This is a genomic window from Prevotella sp. S7 MS 2, assembly GCF_000762865.1.
Taxonomy (GTDB): Bacteria; Bacteroidota; Bacteroidia; order Bacteroidales; family Bacteroidaceae; genus Prevotella.
In genome coordinates this window covers 25,597-43,676 of the sequence record NZ_JRPT01000042.1, presented here as the reverse complement: position 1 = coordinate 43,676, position 18,080 = coordinate 25,597, and the positions used below count along the sequence as shown (strand labels likewise).

Sequence of the window (18,080 nt, the reverse complement as noted above, 5' to 3'; positions counted from 1 at the left end):
CGTTGCAGGAAATGGGAATATTTATTCATTAAAATGATAAGATAATGCTTTTATAAGTGTATTCAACTTGCGGACGCGACATGTCGCGTCCCTACTGTTTATAATACTTATCAAGATACCATCGTGCTACATAATTCTGTATATACTCTGCTATGGCGTTATACTCTTCTTGATGTTTGATGATGTGTTCAAAAAGTCTAGTTTGCCAAGCAAAGGTGATATTGTTTTGATATGCATATTTTGTGATGGCTGCTTTGTAACTTCCTATGACAGTAGATAATCTTCCTTTTTGAGCAGTTGCATTTGCATAATGCATCTGAATATTATAAGGAGGGGATTTTGCCTGATTTCTTTTTTCTTTTAAGGAACAGTTTCCGGAGATAAAAACCAGCGCATGGATGTGGTTAGGCATTATGCTGTAAAGGGGTATCTGAATATCAGGGAAGTGATGTTGGATAGATTATAGGCATCTCTCTGCATAACTTCCAATGGTTGATAGAATTATTTTAGGATTGGAATTTTCGCAAGTGATATGTCCAAAATAATGTTGTTGCTTTTTTGTGGAGATAGTAATAAAATAGCTACCTGCATTATAATCATGCCATTGGGCGCGAACCGTATGTCGACAAGGCATGTTCATGGGATTATTAGATATTGGTTGTTATATTTAATGTCTGTTGCAAATCGGGAGTAGAAACCCTTTACCGAGAATCCATTGTGATAATTCTTAAAGTTGATAAGGGACTCTATATCTCATTCGCAACAGACACTAAAAGGAGAAATTACAGTACTTGACTGCCCGGTTTGACCTCTCGGTCGACACGGGTAACCGCTAGATTACCATCGAAATTCTCGGCAGAAAGAATCATTCCCTGACTCTCGATACCCATCAACTTGCGAGGTGCAAGGTTAGCAATGAAACAGATATCTTTGCCAATGAGCTGTTCGGGCTCATAGAATTTGGCAATGCCGCTCACGATGGTACGCGGTTGACCACTGCCATCGTCGATGGTGAACTTCAATAACTTATTGGCTTTCTTCACCCTTTCGCAATTGACGATGTGTCCTACACGAATATCAAGTTTCTCGAAATCTTCGTATGCGATAGTTGATTTGATGTCTTTGGCTTTGTAAGCAGCTGCTTCATTGGCCTTTTTGGTATCTTCCAACTTCTTCAGTTGGGCTTCGATAATCTCGTCTTCAATCTTTTCGAAGAGCAGTTCGGGTTCAGCCAATTGGTGTCCGGCTTTGAGTAAGTCGGTGTCGCCCAACTGTGCCCAATCGAAGTTGTCCATATTAATCATCTTACGCAACTTCTCTGAAGAGAATGGTAGGAATGGTTCGAAAGCAATAGCTAGATTGGCTACGAGTTGCAAAGAGATGTAGAGAATGGTTTTGACACGTTCCGGATCGGTCTTCCAAACTTTCCAAGGTTCGCAATCGGTGATATACTTGTTACCGATACGAGCCAGATTCATAGCCTCTTTCTGTGCATCGCGGAACTTAAATACATTGAGAAGACTCTCGACTTTTTGCTTAACATCTTTGAACTCGTCGAGAGTATGCTTGTCTATGTCGAGCAATTCGCCGCATGTGGGTACGACTCCTTCGAAGTATTTCTTGGTGAGTTGGAGGGCACGATTAACGAAATTACCATAGATTGCTACCAATTCGGAGTTGTTGCGCTCTTGGAAGTCCTTCCACGTAAAGTTGTTGTCCTTGGTCTCAGGAGCATTGGCTGTGAGCACATAGCGTAATACATCTTGCTTTCCGGGCATATCAACGAGGTATTCATGTAACCATACAGCCCAGTTACGAGAGGTAGAAATCTTGTCATTCTCCAAATTCAAGAATTCGTTGGCAGGCACATTATCGGGTAGAATATAGTCTCCGTGTGCCTTGAGCATAGTTGGGAAGATGATGCAGTGGAATACGATGTTGTCTTTACCAATGAAGTGTACCAAGCGCGTATCGTCGTCTTTCCACCATTTCTCCCATGAGCCCCAGCGCTCAGGTTGAGCATCGCACAACTCTTTGGTGTTGGAGATGTAGCCGATAGGAGCATCGAACCATACGTAGAGCACTTTCCCCTCGGCATCGGCTACGGGTACGGGAATACCCCAATCGAGGTCGCGCGTCATGGCACGAGGCTGTAAATCCATGTCGAGCCAGCTCTTACACTGTCCATAGACATTGGGACGCCACTCTTGGTGACTCTCAAGAATCCATTGTTTGAGCCACTCTTGATATTCGTTCAAGGGCAGATACCAGTTCTTGGTCTTCTTGATGACAGGTGCGGAACCACTGATAGTGCTATGAGGATTGATGAGTTCCATAGGTGAGAGATCGCTACCGCATTTCTCACATTGGTCGCCATAAGCATGGTCGTTGTGGCAATGAGGACACTCCCCTATCACATAACGGTCGGCCAAGAACTGATGAGCCTCTTCGTCGTATAGCTGTTCGGTTTCGTGCTCAACGAGTTTACCGTCTTCGTATAGCTTCTTAAAGAAGTCGGAAGCCAATTTACTGTGTGTATCAGAGGTGGTACGACTGTATATATCGAAGCTGATGCCGAAATCTTCAAAACTCTTCTTAATCATGTTATGATAACGATCGACTACGTCTTGAGGTGTGATACCCTCTTTACGGGCACGGATAGTGATAGGCACACCGTGCTCATCGCTACCTCCGATGAAGAGTACATCTTCTTTTTTAAGGCGTAAATAGCGCACGTAGATATCGGCCGGTACATATACGCCGGCCAAGTGGCCAATGTGTACACCACCGTTTGCATAGGGCAAAGCGGAAGTGACAGTGGTGCGTAGATATTTCTTCTGTTCCATAACGTTCTGTTTCTCTTTATTGATTCTTTGCATGCAAAAGTACGAAAAAAATGGGATAATGTCATTATAAATAGGTGTTCAAAAGCTGGTTTTAGCTATTTCGGATAGAAGTTTGGGCTCTTTGTGATGAATGTATCGCATTGTGTATCGCATTAGTGCTTGACAATGGGTGAGCGATATTGTATCTTTGCATCGTGTTCAGGATAACCATTCAATCAACGACACGGCTGACTTTGATGTCGACTATAAGGTCTGGGTGACGGGAGAGAATGAAGAACATAACTAATCTAATTATTAACAACAATTTAAAACTTAAAGAAAGGGTAACAATTATGGCAGTGAATTACAAACTTTATCAGTGCAAGCGTGAAGGTAGATTTCTTGGTAAATGGTATGCAAGAGCCGTACATAACGGTGTGGTAGGAACTGATGAACTCGCAGAAATCATGCAGCGAAACTGTACTGTGAAGAAGAGCGACATCAAGGCAGTGCTTACCGAGTTGGTAGAAGTGATGCAAGACGAATTGCAAAATTCAAAGCGTGTACGTATCGACGGACTTGGAAGTTTCAAGTTGGGAATCAGTTCGTTGGCAGCGCCTACTGCAAAAGAGTACACGATCGCAAAGCATGTGAAACGAGTTCATGTACTGTTTATGCCTGAGACCAAGATAGATGCAGGGTCTCACAAGCGCAGCAAGGTGCTCGTGAATGGGGCTAAGTTGGCTGAATTGACCAACTATGATGTGAAGAAGACCGATGCCGCAGCTCCCGATAAGAAGGAAGTCGGACAATAAGAATGTGGAATTTGGAGTAAGGGGGACACGTCTCCCTACTCCACTCTTTATCATTAAAAATTTAAAATGGAGGTAAAGTGATGAATGGAAATAAATGGAAGATGGTGTTGAAAGTAATTGTGGCTGTAGCTACGGCTTTGTTAGGAGCGCTTGGCGTGAGTAGCCAAATGTGATCAAGATAGATTGGAATAAGAATAAAAGATGAACGGCCGTTCGTTTTACAATGCTTTTATGCTTACCTTTGCTCTGTAAAAAAATGAGCGGATGGCAATAAAAGTCGTATTACTGGATTTTGATGGAACACTGGGTGATACTCAGAAGTTGATAACAGACACCATGCTTGATACCATTGATGTATTGGGATTGGATAAACGTACGCGAGAAGAGTGTGCAGCCATGATTGGGTTGCCACTGAAAGAAACGTTTACCAGATTGATTCCTATGTCGGATGAAATGGGAGACAAGTGTGCAGAGGTCTATGCTGAGATATTTACGCGGCGCAATGTTCCGCATGCCGTTCCACCATTTCCGCATGTGATAGATACTATCAGGGAATTACATCGGCGCGGTTTGAAACTGACGATAGCCAGTAGTCGGTATCGTGGCTCGTTACTCAATTTTATCCATGAGTTCGAGCTAGACGATTATATGTCGGCGGTAGTGAGTGCTCAGGATGTAGAACATTGTAAGCCAGATCCCGAAATGGTTGAGAAAACACTGGCAATGTTTAACTTACAGCCCGATGAGGCCTTGATGGTAGGCGACGCAACCTTTGACATGATGATGGGAAAGGCTGCCGGTGTGCATACGTGTGGGGTGACTTATGGAAACGGAAGCCGCGAAGACATGGTGAGTGTTGAAGCTGAACACATCATCGATGACTTCGCGGATCTATTGAAAGTAGTAGAATCTTACGACTCTTATTCTTTATAACTATCGAGTTTTTTGAGGAAGTAATCTTTGAAATCCTTCCAATGATAATATGGAGCTATGTCTGTCTTGATGGGCAGCGTAGCTTCATTTTCGTTGCGTAAAACCTTGAAGATGACGTCTTTGTCGTTTGCATTCTTACGGTAGAATACGAATTGAATGTTGGCAGCCATCGGGAATATACGATAATTGTACCATCCGCGTGTCTCCAACTCTTCGAGATTCTCTACCTGCATGCCCAGTCCGTCTAGGTCGAGGAGGCAGGTGAGTGGCATGATAACGGTGTCGTGACCATAGCGAAGGGTAGCTCCGGGATGCTCTAACTGTATGCAAGAGTCGGCTTGGGCAATGATATTACGAAGCAAATTGCGTTGTGTGAAAGGCTGTGTACCACCATTTAATGGGCTACCACCATAAGTAATATACCACCAAGCATTCTCTGTGCGCCAATTATTGTAAATCTCTTGGTCGCTGAAGAGATCGTATAAAGAAATCGTATGGCGCAATTCTGTGCTTTGCAAATTAGCTGCATTACTGAATAAACGCCTGTATAACTGCTCGTATTTTACTTGATGCTTCCAATAGCTGGAGTCGTTGAAGAGGTTATTCATTACACGATCGTAGTGAAGAAATTTCTTTCCAAATGCTTTGTAGGCCTCGTCGGCTTTGGCCGGCATTTTCTTTTTGTTCAGTACAGGGTCGTCATAGTTCATGTAATACATGTCGTGGTTGCTGGCATCCTGTTTGATTTGTAATTCGGGATTGATGAGAAGCAATTGTTGTAGGGCATTCTCCATGGAGAAAATACACCGGATGACAGTGGTACTACGGGCATCGATATTGGTTCGACCGGCAAAGACTTCCGGGAAATTCTGTATCATGCGTTTGGCAATTTGGCGGTGTTGTTCGCCTCCTCGTTGCGTGAGTTCGCCGTAACGATTCTTACTTGCATCGCGAATCATGATAAGTCGGCGAAGTATATCGCGCCCTAATGCGGTGAGTTTACCTAGGCTATCAGCGCGTTGTAGAATGGCAACCGGCTGTAGATAATCGTTCTTATTGATGAGCCAGCGGCTTCCGTGTCGACCATAATGGCTGATGTAGAAAGGTTTATACCCGGTAGGAGCAGGGGTAAGTTTCTGCTGTAGAGGGCCGGGATAGGCATAATAGCTGCTGGCAGAGAATAGAGGATTGGTTTTAATGTCGGTACGTGACTGTTGAGCGAAGCCCATTGCTGCACACAATAAAGCCGAAAGTATCAGGGTTGTTTTTTTCATTATATAAATAGTTTAGGTTTTCTGTCGTGATAGAATCAACATGTATATGCTTGCAAAGATAATAAATATTTCAATAAAAACGTTCGAAGAGAGATGCCTAACTAACAGACAAAAATTATTGAAGCTTCGTTTTTATCTATGATTTGCCGTATCTTTGCAAAAACAGTATGGGCAAATACAATCAAAGGAAAGATAGTAAAAGCTATTCACAAATAATTTATGATAAAGGAAGGATTCTATAGATATGGCAAAAGATAATAAAGCATTGACACCGATGATGAAGCAGTTCTATTCGTTGAAGGCTAAACATCCGGAGGCGTTGATGCTTTTTCGCTGTGGCGACTTCTATGAAACCTATGGCGAGGATGCAGTGGAAGCAGCGCGTATCCTTGGTATCACGTTGACGAAAAGGAATAATGGAGCACAGGATCCTACCGATATGGCGGGATTTCCGCACCATGCGCTAGATACTTATCTGCCTAAATTGATTCGTGCCGGAAAGCGAGTGGCCATCTGTGACCAACTGGAAGACCCTAAAAAGAAGCGCGAAGCCATCAAAGGAAAGAAAGGCTTGAGCGAGATGGATAAGATGGTGAAGCGCGGAATCACGGAACTTGTGACACCCGGTGTAGCCATGAGCGACAACGTGCTCAACTATAAAGAGAATAATTTCTTGGCTGCCGTACAGTTTGGTAAAGCCTCTTGCGGTGTGGCATTCTTGGATATTTCAACGGGAGAATTTCTGACAGCCGAGGGTACTTTTGATTATGCAGAGAAATTATTAAGTAATTTCTCGCCAAAAGAGGTGCTTTATGATCGAACGAAGAAGAAAGATTTTGAACGTTATTTTGGGTCACGCTTTGTGACATTCGAGCTTGATGATTGGGTGTTTACCGAACAGACAGCTCGACAAAAACTTCTGAAACATTTTGGTACGAAGAATCTTAAAGGATTCGGAGTGGAACATCTTCACAATGGAGTCATTGCCAGTGGAGCCATCATGCAATATCTGGAGCAGACGCAACATACCCAGATAGGGCATATAACATCGTTGGCTCGCATTGAAGAAGAGAAATATGTGCGATTGGATAAGTTCACAATTCGCTCTTTGGAATTGCTTGGTACGATGCAAGATGGCGGTAGTTCGCTGCTAGATGTCATTGACCGAACGGTGACACCTATGGGTGGTCGTATGCTCAGAAGATGGGTTGTATTTCCTTTGAAGAATGTTCAGGCCATCACGCATCGTCAAGATATAGTTGAATATTTCTTCAAACAACCGGATTTCAGAGATTGCGTGAACGAGCAATTGCATCGTATTGGCGACCTTGAACGTATTATTTCGAAGGTGGCAGTGGGCAGAGTCTCACCGCGAGAGGTCGTACAATTACAGCGTGCATTGGATGCTGTGCGCCCTATTAAGCTTGCTTGTCTGCAGACGGATAATGAAGTCTTGAAGCGGGTAGGGGAGCAATTGAATCTTTGTGAAAACTTGAAAGACCGTATAGCTCATGAAATTCAGTCCGATCCTCCATTGCTTGTGAACAAAGGGAATGTGATAGCCGATGGTTATAGTGAGGAACTTGATGAGTTACGTTCTATCAGTCGAAACGGCAAGGACTATCTCTTGAAGATTCAACAAGAGGAAACCGAACGTACCGGTATATCCAGTTTGAAAGTCGGATATAACAACGTGTTCGGTTATTATCTCGAAGTTCGCAATACATATAAAGACCAAGTACCGGCAGAGTGGGTTAGAAAACAAACGCTTGCGCAAGCCGAACGCTACATAACTCAAGAATTAAAGGAGTATGAAGAGAAGATTTTAGGTGCCGATGAGAAGATTCTGGCGTTGGAAGCAAGGTTGTTTAATGAGCTCATCGTGTATATGCAAGACTTCATACCGCAAATACAAATCAACGCAAACCTCCTTGCGAGACTCGATTGTCTATTGAGTTTCGCCAAAACAGCAGAAGAACATACTTATGTACGACCCGTTGTTGACGACAGTGATGTGTTGGATATCAAGCAAGGGCGCCATCCTGTGATAGAAACACAATTGCCTTTGGGCGAGCATTACGTGCCCAACGACGTGCTTCTTGATACTTTTCACCAACAGATAATGATGATAACCGGTCCTAATATGGCCGGAAAATCGGCGCTGTTGCGTCAAACGGCGTTGATTGTACTGTTGGCTCAGATAGGCAGCTTTGTGCCTGCAGAGAGCGTGAGAGTGGGTTTGGTGGACAAGATATTCACTCGTGTGGGAGCCAGTGACAATATTTCTTTGGGCGAATCTACCTTTATGGTGGAGATGACGGAGGCAGCCAACATCCTCAATAATGTCTCGGATAGGAGTTTGGTACTCTTTGATGAGCTGGGTAGAGGTACGAGTACATACGACGGTATCAGCATTGCGTGGGCCATCGTAGAGTATCTTCATGAGCACGCGAGAGCCAACGCGCGTACTCTTTTTGCCACTCATTACCATGAATTGAATGAGATGGAGAAGGGCTTCTCACGTATCCGGAACTACAATGTCAGTGTGAAAGAGGTGGATGGGAAGGTGATTTTCCTCCGAAAACTGGAGAAAGGTGGCAGCGAACATTCCTTCGGTATCCACGTGGCAGAGATTGCCGGCATGCCGAAAAGTATCGTTAAGCGAGCCAATGTCATCCTTAAAGAATTGGAAAATGATAATGCCGGCGTTGGCACGGTGGGTCGTTCGGATGCTCGAAAGATAGAAGAGAGTAGGGAAGGGATGCAGTTAAATTTCTTCCAATTGGATGATCCGGTACTCTCTCAGATACGCGATGAAATCTCAGGGTTGGATATTGACAACCTCACTCCGATGGAAGCACTTAATAAATTGAATGATATTAAGAAGATTATAAACCCATAGAAAGAGGGTTTATAATCTTCTTTTTTTTGTTTCATGATTTCTTTCTGGACATACAGAAGATTCCCAAAGCAACAAAGGGAATACTCAATAACTGTCCCATATTGAAAGGCATGCCTGCTTCAAAGTCTACTTGAATATCCTTTGTATATTCAATGAAGAAGCGGAATGTGAATATCAACGTCAGACATAAGCCGAAATAGAATCCTCTGCCCACCGGTTTCTTCGCATAGCGATAGAAATACCACCCGATAAAAAAGAACAGGAAGTAGGCTATGGCTTCGTATAATTGTCCCGGATGACGTGGATATTGGTCTGCCTGTTGGAAGATAAAAGCCCATGGAACATCCGTCACTTTCCCGATAATTTCAGAGTTCATCAGGTTACCCAAGCGTATACAGCAGGCTGTGATAGGCGTGGCAATAGCGATATTATCAAGCACTTGCCACAAATTCATCTTCGTACGGCGAACGTAGAGCCACAGGGCAATCATCAGTCCGAGCGTTCCGCCATGCGAAGCCAGTCCTTCATAACCGGTCATTTTCCACGCTCCATCCGGCATGTGGTGAATGGGTAGGAGCATCTCAATGATGTGATCCCAGCTTGTCAGGAAGTAATCAGGCTGATAAAACAGGCAGTGTCCCAGTCTGGCACCGGCCAGTATACCGACAAAACAGTATAGGAAGAGCGGGTCGAACAATTCTTCTTTCACCTTTTGGTCTTGATACAGCCACTTCACCATGAAGTATGCGCCTATCAATCCGATGAGCCAAAACGTGGAATACCAGCGAAGTCCGAAGCCACCTAGATGTATCAGGTAGAGGTCGGGGTTCCAGATGATGTATAATAAATGTTCCATTTATTTATTAATTATAGGTGGTGAGGGATGGATTAGGGAATTTATTTTTCTTATCCCTCTCCTGTTTTATCACTATACATTAAAGCGGAAGTGCATGATATCGCCATCCTGTACGACGTATTCCTTACCCTCGATACCTAGCTTACCAGCCTCGCGAACAGCAGCTTCAGAGCCATATTTCAGGTAATCTTCGTATTTGATGACCTCTGCACGGATGAATCCTTTCTCGAAGTCGGTGTGGATGACACCTGCACATTGCGGTGCTTTCCAACCCTTATGGTATGTCCAAGCCTTCACCTCCATTTCACCGGCAGTGATGAATGTCTGTAGATTCAGCAACGAATAAGCCTTTTGGATGAGACGGTTCACGCCACTTTCTTCCAGTCCGAGTTCTTCCAAGAACATCTGCTTGTCTTCGTATGTTTCGAGCGAAGCAATATCTTCCTCGGTCTTGGCAGCAATCACCAAAGCTTCTGCACCCTCGCTCTTGGCCATTTCTTCTACTTGTCTACTGTATTCGTTACCGGTTTTGGCACTCGCTTCGTCTACATTGCATACATAGAGCACAGGTTTGGCTGTGAGTAGGAACAAGTCGTGGGCAAAGCTTTGCTCGTCTTTGCTTTCAAACTCCACCGTACGGGCGTTTAATCCCTTTTCTAATGCACCTTTGTAAGCCTCTAGAACGGTCACAGCCAGCTTGGCATCCTTGTTTCCGGCGGCCGCAGCTTTCTGTTGTTTAGCCAGTTGAGAATCAATGGTTTCCAAGTCTTTCAACTGCAATTCGGTATCAATGATTTCCTTATCGTTGATAGGATTGACGGGATCTCCGCCTTCGCGCACCACATTGTCGTTGTCGAAACAACGCAATACGTGGATGATGGCGTCGGTCTCGCGAATGTTTCCAAGAAATTTATTGCCCAATCCCTCGCCTTTGCTGGCTCCCTTGACGAGTCCGGCAATGTCTACTATCTCGCAGGTAGCGGGTACGATGCGTCCGGGATGGACTATTTCGGCCAACTTGGTGAGTCGCTCATCGGGTACAGTGATAACGCCTAGGTTGGGTTCTATTGTACAAAAAGGGAAATTAGCTGCCTGTGCCTTGGCACTCGACAGGCAGTTGAAAAGTGTTGACTTACCGACGTTCGGAAGTCCTACAATACCGCATTTTAAAGCCATGTCTTTATTTCAAATATATACTTTGACTACAAAGGTAGTGCAAATGAGGACAAAAGCAAAATTTATTTTGGTTTTGTTGTGTGTAGCTTACTTTATTGCGAGTTTGCAAAAGAGCCTATTTGGGCTCGTTGCAAGGCCGTGTCAGCATCGCTGTTTGGCCTTTTCAGTAATGCTGATAAGTCGCTGCAGGAGCCTCACCCTGCCCCTCCCCAAAAGGGGAGGGAAATCGTTTTAAGCTGGTAAGTTAATAAGTTAGAGTTTAAAGTTTGTAAGTTTTTGAGTTGATGAGTTCTTAAAGTTTATGGTATGGAAAAGACTCCTTTCTTTTTTCCTCTCTTTACCACGCTACTAATCGCATGTCGCCTTTCTCCAAGTAGGCTTGGTGCATGGCCAAGGCAGCCGTCATACTCTGCGGTTCATGACCCCTTCCGGCCAGTCGCAAGTAGTCGCGTAATAGTGGTTTGTAGTCGGGATGCGCACAGTTTTCGATGACTTCCTGTGCCCGTCGCAATGGCCCTTTGCCACGTAAGTCGGCTACTCCCTGCTCGGTCACGATGATGTCGACGTCGTGCTCGGTAGAGTCTACGTGGCTACACATGGGTACGATGGCGCTTATCTTGCCACCTTTAGCCGTAGATGGGGTATAGAAGATGCTGATAGAGCCGTTGCGCTCGTAGTCGCATGAGCCTCCGATACCGTTCATCAGATTCGACCCACAGATATGACTGGAGTTCTCGTTGCCGTAAAGGTCGCATTCCAACGCTGTATTCATGGCGATGACACCGAACCGCCGAATCAGTTCCGGGGCGTTGGCCACCTCGCTGGGGCGTATTGTCAGGCGCTCTTTGAAGAAGTCCATGTTATCGTAAATCTTCTGTAGGCACTCGTTGGTGACGGTTGTAGCAGTGGCCGAAGCGTAGCCAATCTGCCCTTTGAGCATCATGTCGACCACGGCATCCTGTACCACTTCGCTGAACACGTTCATCACCGGCAGCCCTTCGCATTGCCCAATGGCTTTCATCACGGCGTTCCCGGTGGCTCCCACACCGCTCTGGATGGGGAAGAACTCTTTTGGGATACGACCTGCTCGAAGGTCGCTCAAGAAGAAATCGACCACATTTTCGCCAATTTTCTTCGTCTCAGGGGTTAAGTCTTTGAAGGCACGTGCTTCTTCGGGGATGTTACATTCGACCACACCCACTATTTTCTTGGCGTCTATCTCCACATAATCTTTGCCAAATCGCTCGGCCACACGCGTGATGGGGATGGGCTGGCGATAGGGGTATTCGGCCAATTCCACTACATCGTGCAAGAAACGGGAGTTGGGATTATGGAAGTGATTGAGTTCGAGGATGACGCGTTTGGCCATTCGTGCGATGGTGGGCACAATGCCACCGGCCGATGTTAGAGAAACTTTGCACGTGTCGGCTCCCTCTTCTATGGCACTCACTTCGATAATGGCCCAGTCTATATCGCCATAGAAGCCACGACGTAGTCGCTCGGCCATATGTCCTAAGTGCATGTCTTCGTAGTCTACTTCGCCCAAATTGGTGTGGTCGCGGAAGGCCTTATTAGTGGAAAAAGGGGCACGAAATTTGATGGCTTTGGCTGCTGCCATGTCGCCTTCTACGCTTTGGCACGATGAGGCTCCGGTAAGAATACCAACTTGGAATGCCTGTCCGGTTTCGTGTTCGCGTATGGCGCGTTTGGAAATTTCGCGGAAAACGGCTTTCGGATTGCCGTTGGGAGTGAATCCGGAGAGGCCTAATGTATCACCATTCTTAATCATCTGTGCCGCTTCGGCGGCCGTCATTCTTGTGTAAGTCATAGGTATCGTTTCTCATCTATTATTATCTTTTGTAAAAAGAGTGCAAGTGGATGCAATGAAAACTTGTTTTCTTATTGCCGACCGCAGTCTATCTTCTGCAAAGATAGTGATTTTTTGTCTCTGCATTCAAAGAGTGTGGTAAAACTTTTGATATGAGTTCTTCTATCAATACCTTATAAGTAAGCTTATACTAACAAAAACCTGAAAGGCTATCCATTCATAGCCGGGGACTATCAAGCGAAAGCGAAGATAGTCTCCGGTGTGTATGTGAATGTAGTTTACAGTCTGATAAGACTGCCCTTAAAAGTTAGCTGAAATACAGAAAGAGACCCTATTGGGGAGTCTTTTCAGACTCGTTAATTCTCCTTTTCTATTTTCCGTAGGTTTCCGCCTTGCTCCAACCTACGGTTATGAAGAGGTTGTCCTCCGGACAAATAAGTATGTTGCTCTTCTGTTTTTCCTATGTTGGCAGACTCTCTACAGCTCATTCAAGCTTTTGGAAAAAGCTCGGTATCAATGGGCTTCGAGCCAGTTGCTGCCCCATCCGGCATCGGCTACGAGTGGCACATCGAGCGGATAGGCCTTTTGCATCTCTTCGAGTACAATGCGTTCTACCTTCTCTTTCTCTTCGGGAACGACGGAAAAGTTGAGTTCGTCGTGCACTTGGAGTATCATTTTTGAGCGAATTTGCTCGCGTTGGAAGCGTTGGAAGATGTTGATCATCGCCACTTTGATAATGTCGGCAGCACTACCTTGGATGGGCGCATTGATGGCATTGCGCTCGGCGAAGCCTCGCACAGTACCGTTACCGCTGTTGATGTCGGGCAGATAGCGGCGACGATGGAAGAAGGTTTCGGCGTAACCGTTCTGTCGCGCTTTCTCTTTAGCCTCTTCCATGTAGCTCTGTACCTTTGGGAAGGTGCGGAAGTAGCCCTCTATCAGTTCCTTGGCCTCGCGATTATCAATGTCTAGTCGCTGTGCCAATCCATAAGTGGTGATGCCGTAAATGATGCCAAAGTTGGCTCGTTTAGCCTTGGTACGCTGGTCGCGTGTCACGGTATCCATGGTCTCATGATAGATTTTGGCAGCTGTGGCGGCATGTATGTCGTGGCCTTCGCGGAATGCCTCTATCATATTCTCGTCTTGGCTCAGGTGCGCCATTACGCGTAATTCTATCTGACTGTAATCGGCCGAGAAGAACAGGCAGCCGGGATCGGGGATGAAACACTTGCGGATTTCCTTGCCGTCTTCGCCTCGTACGGGAATGTTTTGCAGATTGGGGTCGCTCGACGAAAGTCGACCAGTGGCCGTAACTGCCTGATTGAATGAGGTATGAATGTGTCCGGTATGCGGATTGATGAGCTTGGGTAGGGCGTCAACATACGTTCCGATGAGCTTCTTCAAGCCGCGATAGGCTAGAATATCCTCTACGATAGGCGCCTTGCTCTTGAGTTGTTGCAACACCTCTTCGCTTGTAACATATTGTCCGGTCTTGGTTTTCTTGGGCTTTTCTACGATTTTCATCTTCTCGAAGAGAATTTCGCCTACCTGTTTAGGCGACGAGATGTTGAACGCTTCTTCGGCTTGTTGATAGATACGTTGCTCGTATTCAGCCATGCGCTCTTTGAATAAGAATGACGTTTCTTCCAATGCTTTGGTATCCAATGCAATGCCGTTGATTTCCATCTCGGCCAACACGGGAAGCAGGGGCATCTCTATGTTCCAGAACAGATCGCTCATGCCCATCTCTTGAAGGCGTGGTTCGAGTACGTTTTTGAGTCGTAATGTGATATCGGCATCCTCACATGCATAGCGACAAATGTCGGTAGGGGAGAGGTCGCGCATATTTTTCTGATACTTACCCTTGGGGCCTATCAGTTCGTCTATGTGGATGGTCTTGTACCCTAGTAATGTTTCGGCCATGTAATCCATATTGTGATGTAATTCCGGTTGCAACACATAATGAGCCAACATGGTATCGAACATCTTGCCTTGAAGATGGATTCCATAATTTCGGAGCACCACTAAGTCGTACTTGATGTTTTGTCCGATTTTTAAAATTTGTGGATCTTCGTAGATAGGTTTGAATATATTAACAATTCTTACGGCTTCTTGACGGTCGCTAGGAATTGGAACATAGAATCCCGTATTTTCTTCCACAGAGAAGCTTAAACCCACTAATTCAGCCTCCATCGGATTGGTTGATGTGGTTTCTGTGTCTAGACTGATAAATTGTTTTGTCTTGAAAAAATCACAAATTTTTAATCTTTCTTCCTCTGTATCAATAAGTTCGTATTTAAATTCTCCTGTATCTTGTTTAAAAATATCTGTTTTTTTAGGCTCTTCTGCATCGTTGGTCGGATTATTCCCAAATATATCAAGTTGTAAATTAACAACTGTTGGCTTCTTATTTGCTTTCTTTAAGATTTTGTTAGAAAGACTCTTAAATTCCAATTCGGTGAAGATTTCTCTCAATTTTTCTTCATTGGGTTCAACGGTTTTCAGATTTTCCAAATCCAAGTCGATGGGAACATCGGTTCGAATGGTCGCTAAGAATTTTGACATGCGAATATCTTCGATTGCACCTTCAACTTTCTCGCGCATCTTTCCTTTAAGTTGGTCGGTATGGGCGATAAGGTTTTCGGTGCTACCGAATTCGTTGATAAGTTTCACGGCAGTCTTTTCTCCCACGCCGGGACAGCCGGGGAAGTTGTCAGCGGAGTCGCCCATGAGTGCCAAGAGATCAATCACTTGGTCAGGACTATCAATGCCATACTTCTCTGAGACTTCTTTGGGGCCGATAATATCGTACCCTCCGCCATGCCGAGGGCGGTACATGTAGACGTTATCTCGGATGAGTTGACCATAGTCTTTATCGGGTGTGAGCATGTAGGTTTCTACTCCTTGCTCACCGGCTTTGGTGGCTAAAGTGCCGATTACATCGTCGGCTTCGAAGCCATCAACCTGTAGGATGGGAATGTTGAAAGCTGTGAGAAGGTCTTTGATGATGGGTACCGAGCGCTTGATGTCTTCCGGTGTCTCCTCACGTTGCGCCTTATAGGCAGGGAAAGCATCATGGCGGAAAGTCTTGCCATGGTCGAATGCCACACCGATATGAGTGGGCTTCTCTTTAGTGAGAATCTCGTTGAGGGTGTTCACAAATCCCATGACGGCCGACGTATTGAGTCCTTTGGAATTAATACGTGGCGATCTGATGAGAGCGTAATAGGAACGATATATGAGTGCATAAGCATCCAGAAGAAAGAGTTTATTCATAAAATCAAATTTATTTGCAGTAAAATTACGAAAAAAAAGGAAATAATCCCGATTAAAATCATTAATTTTGTGACAAATATAGTATTCTCATGGACTACCTGTCTCGCATCAAACATCCAATAATAAAGGAGTTGGATGACTTTTCCGAGTATTTCAGCCACTCGCTAGAACATAGTAATGGTTTGCTGGCACAGGCTCTCGACCACATTCGTAAGCGCGAGGGCAAGCGTATGCGACCCATGCTTATTTTGCTATTGGCAAAGGCTTTCGGGCAGATAAGTGAAGCTACGCAATATGCAGCTGTAGGTTTGGAGTTGCTCCATACGGCTAGTTTGGTGCACGATGATGTGGTAGATGAGAGTGGAGAGCGCCGCGGACAGGCCAGTGTGAATGCGACTTACGATAATAAGGTGGCTGTACTGGTGGGCGACTATATCTTGTCTACATCTTTGCTTAGTGTCTCTCATACGCGTTCCGAGGTTATTATCCGTTATTTGGCTCGCTTGGGACAAACCCTTTCTGATGGAGAAATCTTACAATTGACGAATATCTCGAATCAAGAAATATCCGAGGATGTCTATTATGAGGTTATCAAACGCAAGACGGCAGCACTGTTTGAAGCTTGCGCCGTATTTGGTGCTGAGTCGGTAGGAGCAAGCAAAGAGGTAGTAGAAGCTGCTGCTAAGTTCGGGCAGAATCTTGGTATTATTTTCCAAATTCGCGATGATATCTTTGATTATTACGATTCAGAGGAGATAGGAAAGCCTACCGGAAACGATATGGAAGAAGGTAAACTGACCTTACCTATTATCTATGCGCTTAATTCTACAGGCGATGAGGCGATGTTACAGCTTGCCCGAAAGGTGAAGATGTCGCAAATCAACACGGAGAGTATTGCTCAATTAGTAGCTTTTGCGAAAGAAAATGGTGGTATAGAGTATGCCGAAAAGAAGATGAATGAGTTCCATGAAGAAGCTGTAAACTTCGTTCATCAATACATCAAAGACCAAAATATCAAGGATGCTCTGATGGCTTATCTTGATTATGTGATTAAAAGGAATAAGTAAAACACTTGTAGTATAATGAAAAAGCCTCGCATTTGCGAGGCTTTTTTGTTGTATATGAGCTTGTTAGCGTCCTTATTTGATAAACTTCTTACCATTGACGATGTATACATCATGGGGCAAAGCATGCAGTTGTGGCGTACCATTGATTATATGAACCATGCCGAGTTTGTGTCCACGAAAGTTGTAGATGGCAGCTTGAGAATCACTTGATGGTGCGATAGAGGTAATTTCTGTCGTGACATGCGAGGGGATTGTGCGCTGTGATGGATCGGCAATATCGTTCTTCAGTTCATTGGGCCAGCGATGATATGCCATGATTTGTGCCAAGGCAGTGGCTGCACACCCCGTCACGGCATGTGCTCCGCCTATCGTAGGACAATCTCTATTGTAGGGTTCTCCTTGATCCCATTGGATCTTCAACAGTGGTCCTATAGGATTCTTTTTCTTGATGAGGGTGGGCGTAGATACTACGCTACGTGTTGATGGAGTAGAAGCTAGTGCGCGATAGTTGGCTACATACGACTGCATCCATGCTCGGAGGTTATCGGGCATATCTGTTTCGGGGCAATGGCCATTGGTAGAATAGCCTAATACTGTGGGCATTCGACGGTCGCCGGAGATAATGACGAAGCCTTGATTATTGGGGGCATTGAACACATAATAGGGTTGATTGCTGACGGCACGTGTGCGTGCGGTATTGGCAGTAGGCGTCAGTTGCGTCGTAGCATTTTTTTGTTTGAGGAATTGTAAAGCCTCGTTCTGTGCCTCAGAAAGAGATGTTTTCTGGGCATTTGCATTGCCAAATAGTGATAATGCGAATGTAAAAACAAGGATTTTGTGGTAGTTTTGAACTATCTTTATGCGCGGATAAGTTTGTAATTTTCTGTGTTAATTACTTGTTTTGAGTGTAATTATGTGCACAAAGATACGAAAAAAAGGACAATTATAGTAAATATATATGATATATGAATGTTGCTCTCTTACTTGTTTTCAAGCTTTGTAGGGACGCGACATGTAGCGTCCGCAAACAAAAAGTCTATTTTTTATAGAATAAGCACAGTTGTAATTTCTTGTAGGGCGCGGTATGCCGCGCCCTACAAGTTGTTTTATTAAGCTAAATCTTGAGTA

13 protein-coding genes are annotated in these 18,080 nt (G+C 44.9%); 5 read left to right on the top strand and 8 right to left on the bottom strand.

Going from position 1 to position 18,080, the window contains the following annotated elements; genetic code table 11:
- Positions 1-91 precede the first annotated feature (91 nt).
- Together HMPREF0671_RS11795 and metG are read right to left on the bottom strand one after the other, a co-directional pair.
- Complete coding sequence (locus HMPREF0671_RS11795) at positions 92-412, bottom strand: transposase (RefSeq protein WP_052052939.1); 321 nt, start codon at positions 410-412, stop codon at positions 92-94.
- Between the two features lie 370 nt (positions 413-782).
- A complete protein-coding gene (gene metG, locus HMPREF0671_RS08095) occupies positions 783-2,846 on the bottom strand; it encodes a methionine--tRNA ligase (protein ID WP_036899271.1) in 2,064 nt (687 codons plus the stop codon).
- 332 nt (positions 2,847-3,178) lie between these two features.
- Here metG and HMPREF0671_RS08090 point away from each other — a divergent pair, with 332 nt between their 5' ends.
- The 3 genes from HMPREF0671_RS08090 to HMPREF0671_RS08085 all read left to right on the top strand — a co-directional run bounded on the left by HMPREF0671_RS08090 (position 3,179) and on the right by HMPREF0671_RS08085 (position 4,573).
- Positions 3,179-3,640 carry an HU family DNA-binding protein gene (locus tag HMPREF0671_RS08090; RefSeq protein WP_036899269.1) on the top strand — a complete coding sequence of 154 codons (462 nt, stop codon included), beginning with the start codon at positions 3,179-3,181 and terminating at the stop codon, positions 3,638-3,640.
- A gap of 80 nt (positions 3,641-3,720) precedes the next feature.
- Positions 3,721-3,813 (top strand): smalltalk protein, encoded by a 93-nt coding sequence (locus tag HMPREF0671_RS12285; protein ID WP_156431043.1) that lies wholly within the window; start codon positions 3,721-3,723, stop codon positions 3,811-3,813.
- 91 nt (positions 3,814-3,904) lie between these two features.
- A complete protein-coding gene (locus HMPREF0671_RS08085; RefSeq protein ID WP_036899265.1) occupies positions 3,905-4,573 on the top strand; it encodes an HAD family hydrolase in 669 nt (222 codons plus the stop codon).
- Here the strand turns inward: HMPREF0671_RS08085 and HMPREF0671_RS08080 are convergent.
- On the bottom strand, positions 4,561-5,847 hold the full coding sequence (locus tag HMPREF0671_RS08080) for a histidine-type phosphatase (RefSeq protein WP_036899263.1): 1,287 nt from the start codon (positions 5,845-5,847) through the stop codon (positions 4,561-4,563). The genes HMPREF0671_RS08085 and HMPREF0671_RS08080 overlap by 13 nt on opposite strands.
- Positions 5,848-6,091: 244 nt before the next feature.
- On the opposite strand from HMPREF0671_RS08080, the gene mutS reads away from it, so the two are divergent.
- Positions 6,092-8,749, top strand: coding sequence for a DNA mismatch repair protein MutS (gene mutS / locus HMPREF0671_RS08075; RefSeq protein WP_036899261.1), 2,658 nt, complete (start codon positions 6,092-6,094; stop codon positions 8,747-8,749).
- 31 nt (positions 8,750-8,780) lie between these two features.
- Here the strand turns inward: mutS and lgt are convergent, their stop codons facing one another.
- The 4 genes from lgt to polA all read right to left on the bottom strand — a co-directional run bounded on the left by lgt (position 8,781) and on the right by polA (position 15,885).
- Positions 8,781-9,605, bottom strand: coding sequence for a prolipoprotein diacylglyceryl transferase (lgt, locus tag HMPREF0671_RS08070; RefSeq protein WP_036899259.1), 825 nt, complete (start codon positions 9,603-9,605; stop codon positions 8,781-8,783).
- Positions 9,606-9,677: 72 nt separating this feature from the next.
- Positions 9,678-10,781, bottom strand: coding sequence for a redox-regulated ATPase YchF (ychF, locus tag HMPREF0671_RS08065; RefSeq protein ID WP_036899257.1), 1,104 nt, complete (start codon positions 10,779-10,781; stop codon positions 9,678-9,680).
- Between the two features lie 337 nt (positions 10,782-11,118).
- Positions 11,119-12,609, bottom strand: coding sequence for an acetyl-CoA hydrolase/transferase C-terminal domain-containing protein (locus tag HMPREF0671_RS08060; protein WP_036899255.1), 1,491 nt, complete (start codon positions 12,607-12,609; stop codon positions 11,119-11,121).
- A gap of 513 nt (positions 12,610-13,122) precedes the next feature.
- Positions 13,123-15,885, bottom strand: a complete 2,763-nt coding sequence (gene polA, locus HMPREF0671_RS08055; protein ID WP_036899253.1) for a DNA polymerase I — start codon at positions 15,883-15,885, stop codon at positions 13,123-13,125.
- Between the two features lie 89 nt (positions 15,886-15,974).
- On the opposite strand from polA, the gene HMPREF0671_RS08050 reads away from it, so the two are divergent.
- Complete coding sequence (locus tag HMPREF0671_RS08050; protein WP_036899250.1) at positions 15,975-16,952, top strand: polyprenyl synthetase family protein; 978 nt, start codon at positions 15,975-15,977, stop codon at positions 16,950-16,952.
- 72 nt (positions 16,953-17,024) lie between these two features.
- Here the strand turns inward: HMPREF0671_RS08050 and HMPREF0671_RS08045 are convergent, their stop codons facing one another.
- Positions 17,025-17,786 (bottom strand): Spi family protease inhibitor, encoded by a 762-nt coding sequence (locus HMPREF0671_RS08045; protein WP_232223184.1) that lies wholly within the window; start codon positions 17,784-17,786, stop codon positions 17,025-17,027.
- Positions 17,787-18,080: the final 294 nt, after the last annotated feature.

Excerpts from the sequence above, each read along its gene's own strand:
- HMPREF0671_RS11795 (WP_052052939.1), bottom strand. The coding sequence starts at position 412 with ATGCCTAACCACATCCATGCGCTGGTTTTTATCTCCGGAAACTGTTCC.
- metG (WP_036899271.1), bottom strand. The coding sequence starts at position 2,846 with ATGGAACAGAAGAAATATCTACGCACCACTGTCACTTCCGCTTTGCCC.
- HMPREF0671_RS08090 (WP_036899269.1), top strand. The coding sequence starts at position 3,179 with ATGGCAGTGAATTACAAACTTTATCAGTGCAAGCGTGAAGGTAGATTT.
- HMPREF0671_RS12285 (WP_156431043.1), top strand. The coding sequence starts at position 3,721 with ATGAATGGAAATAAATGGAAGATGGTGTTGAAAGTAATTGTGGCTGTA.
- HMPREF0671_RS08085 (WP_036899265.1), top strand. The coding sequence starts at position 3,905 with ATGGCAATAAAAGTCGTATTACTGGATTTTGATGGAACACTGGGTGAT.
- HMPREF0671_RS08080 (WP_036899263.1), bottom strand. The coding sequence starts at position 5,847 with ATGAAAAAAACAACCCTGATACTTTCGGCTTTATTGTGTGCAGCAATG.
- mutS (WP_036899261.1), top strand. The coding sequence starts at position 6,092 with ATGGCAAAAGATAATAAAGCATTGACACCGATGATGAAGCAGTTCTAT.
- lgt (WP_036899259.1), bottom strand. The coding sequence starts at position 9,605 with ATGGAACATTTATTATACATCATCTGGAACCCCGACCTCTACCTGATA.
- ychF (WP_036899257.1), bottom strand. The coding sequence starts at position 10,781 with ATGGCTTTAAAATGCGGTATTGTAGGACTTCCGAACGTCGGTAAGTCA.
- HMPREF0671_RS08060 (WP_036899255.1), bottom strand. The coding sequence starts at position 12,609 with ATGACTTACACAAGAATGACGGCCGCCGAAGCGGCACAGATGATTAAG.
- polA (WP_036899253.1), bottom strand. The coding sequence starts at position 15,885 with ATGAATAAACTCTTTCTTCTGGATGCTTATGCACTCATATATCGTTCC.
- HMPREF0671_RS08050 (WP_036899250.1), top strand. The coding sequence starts at position 15,975 with ATGGACTACCTGTCTCGCATCAAACATCCAATAATAAAGGAGTTGGAT.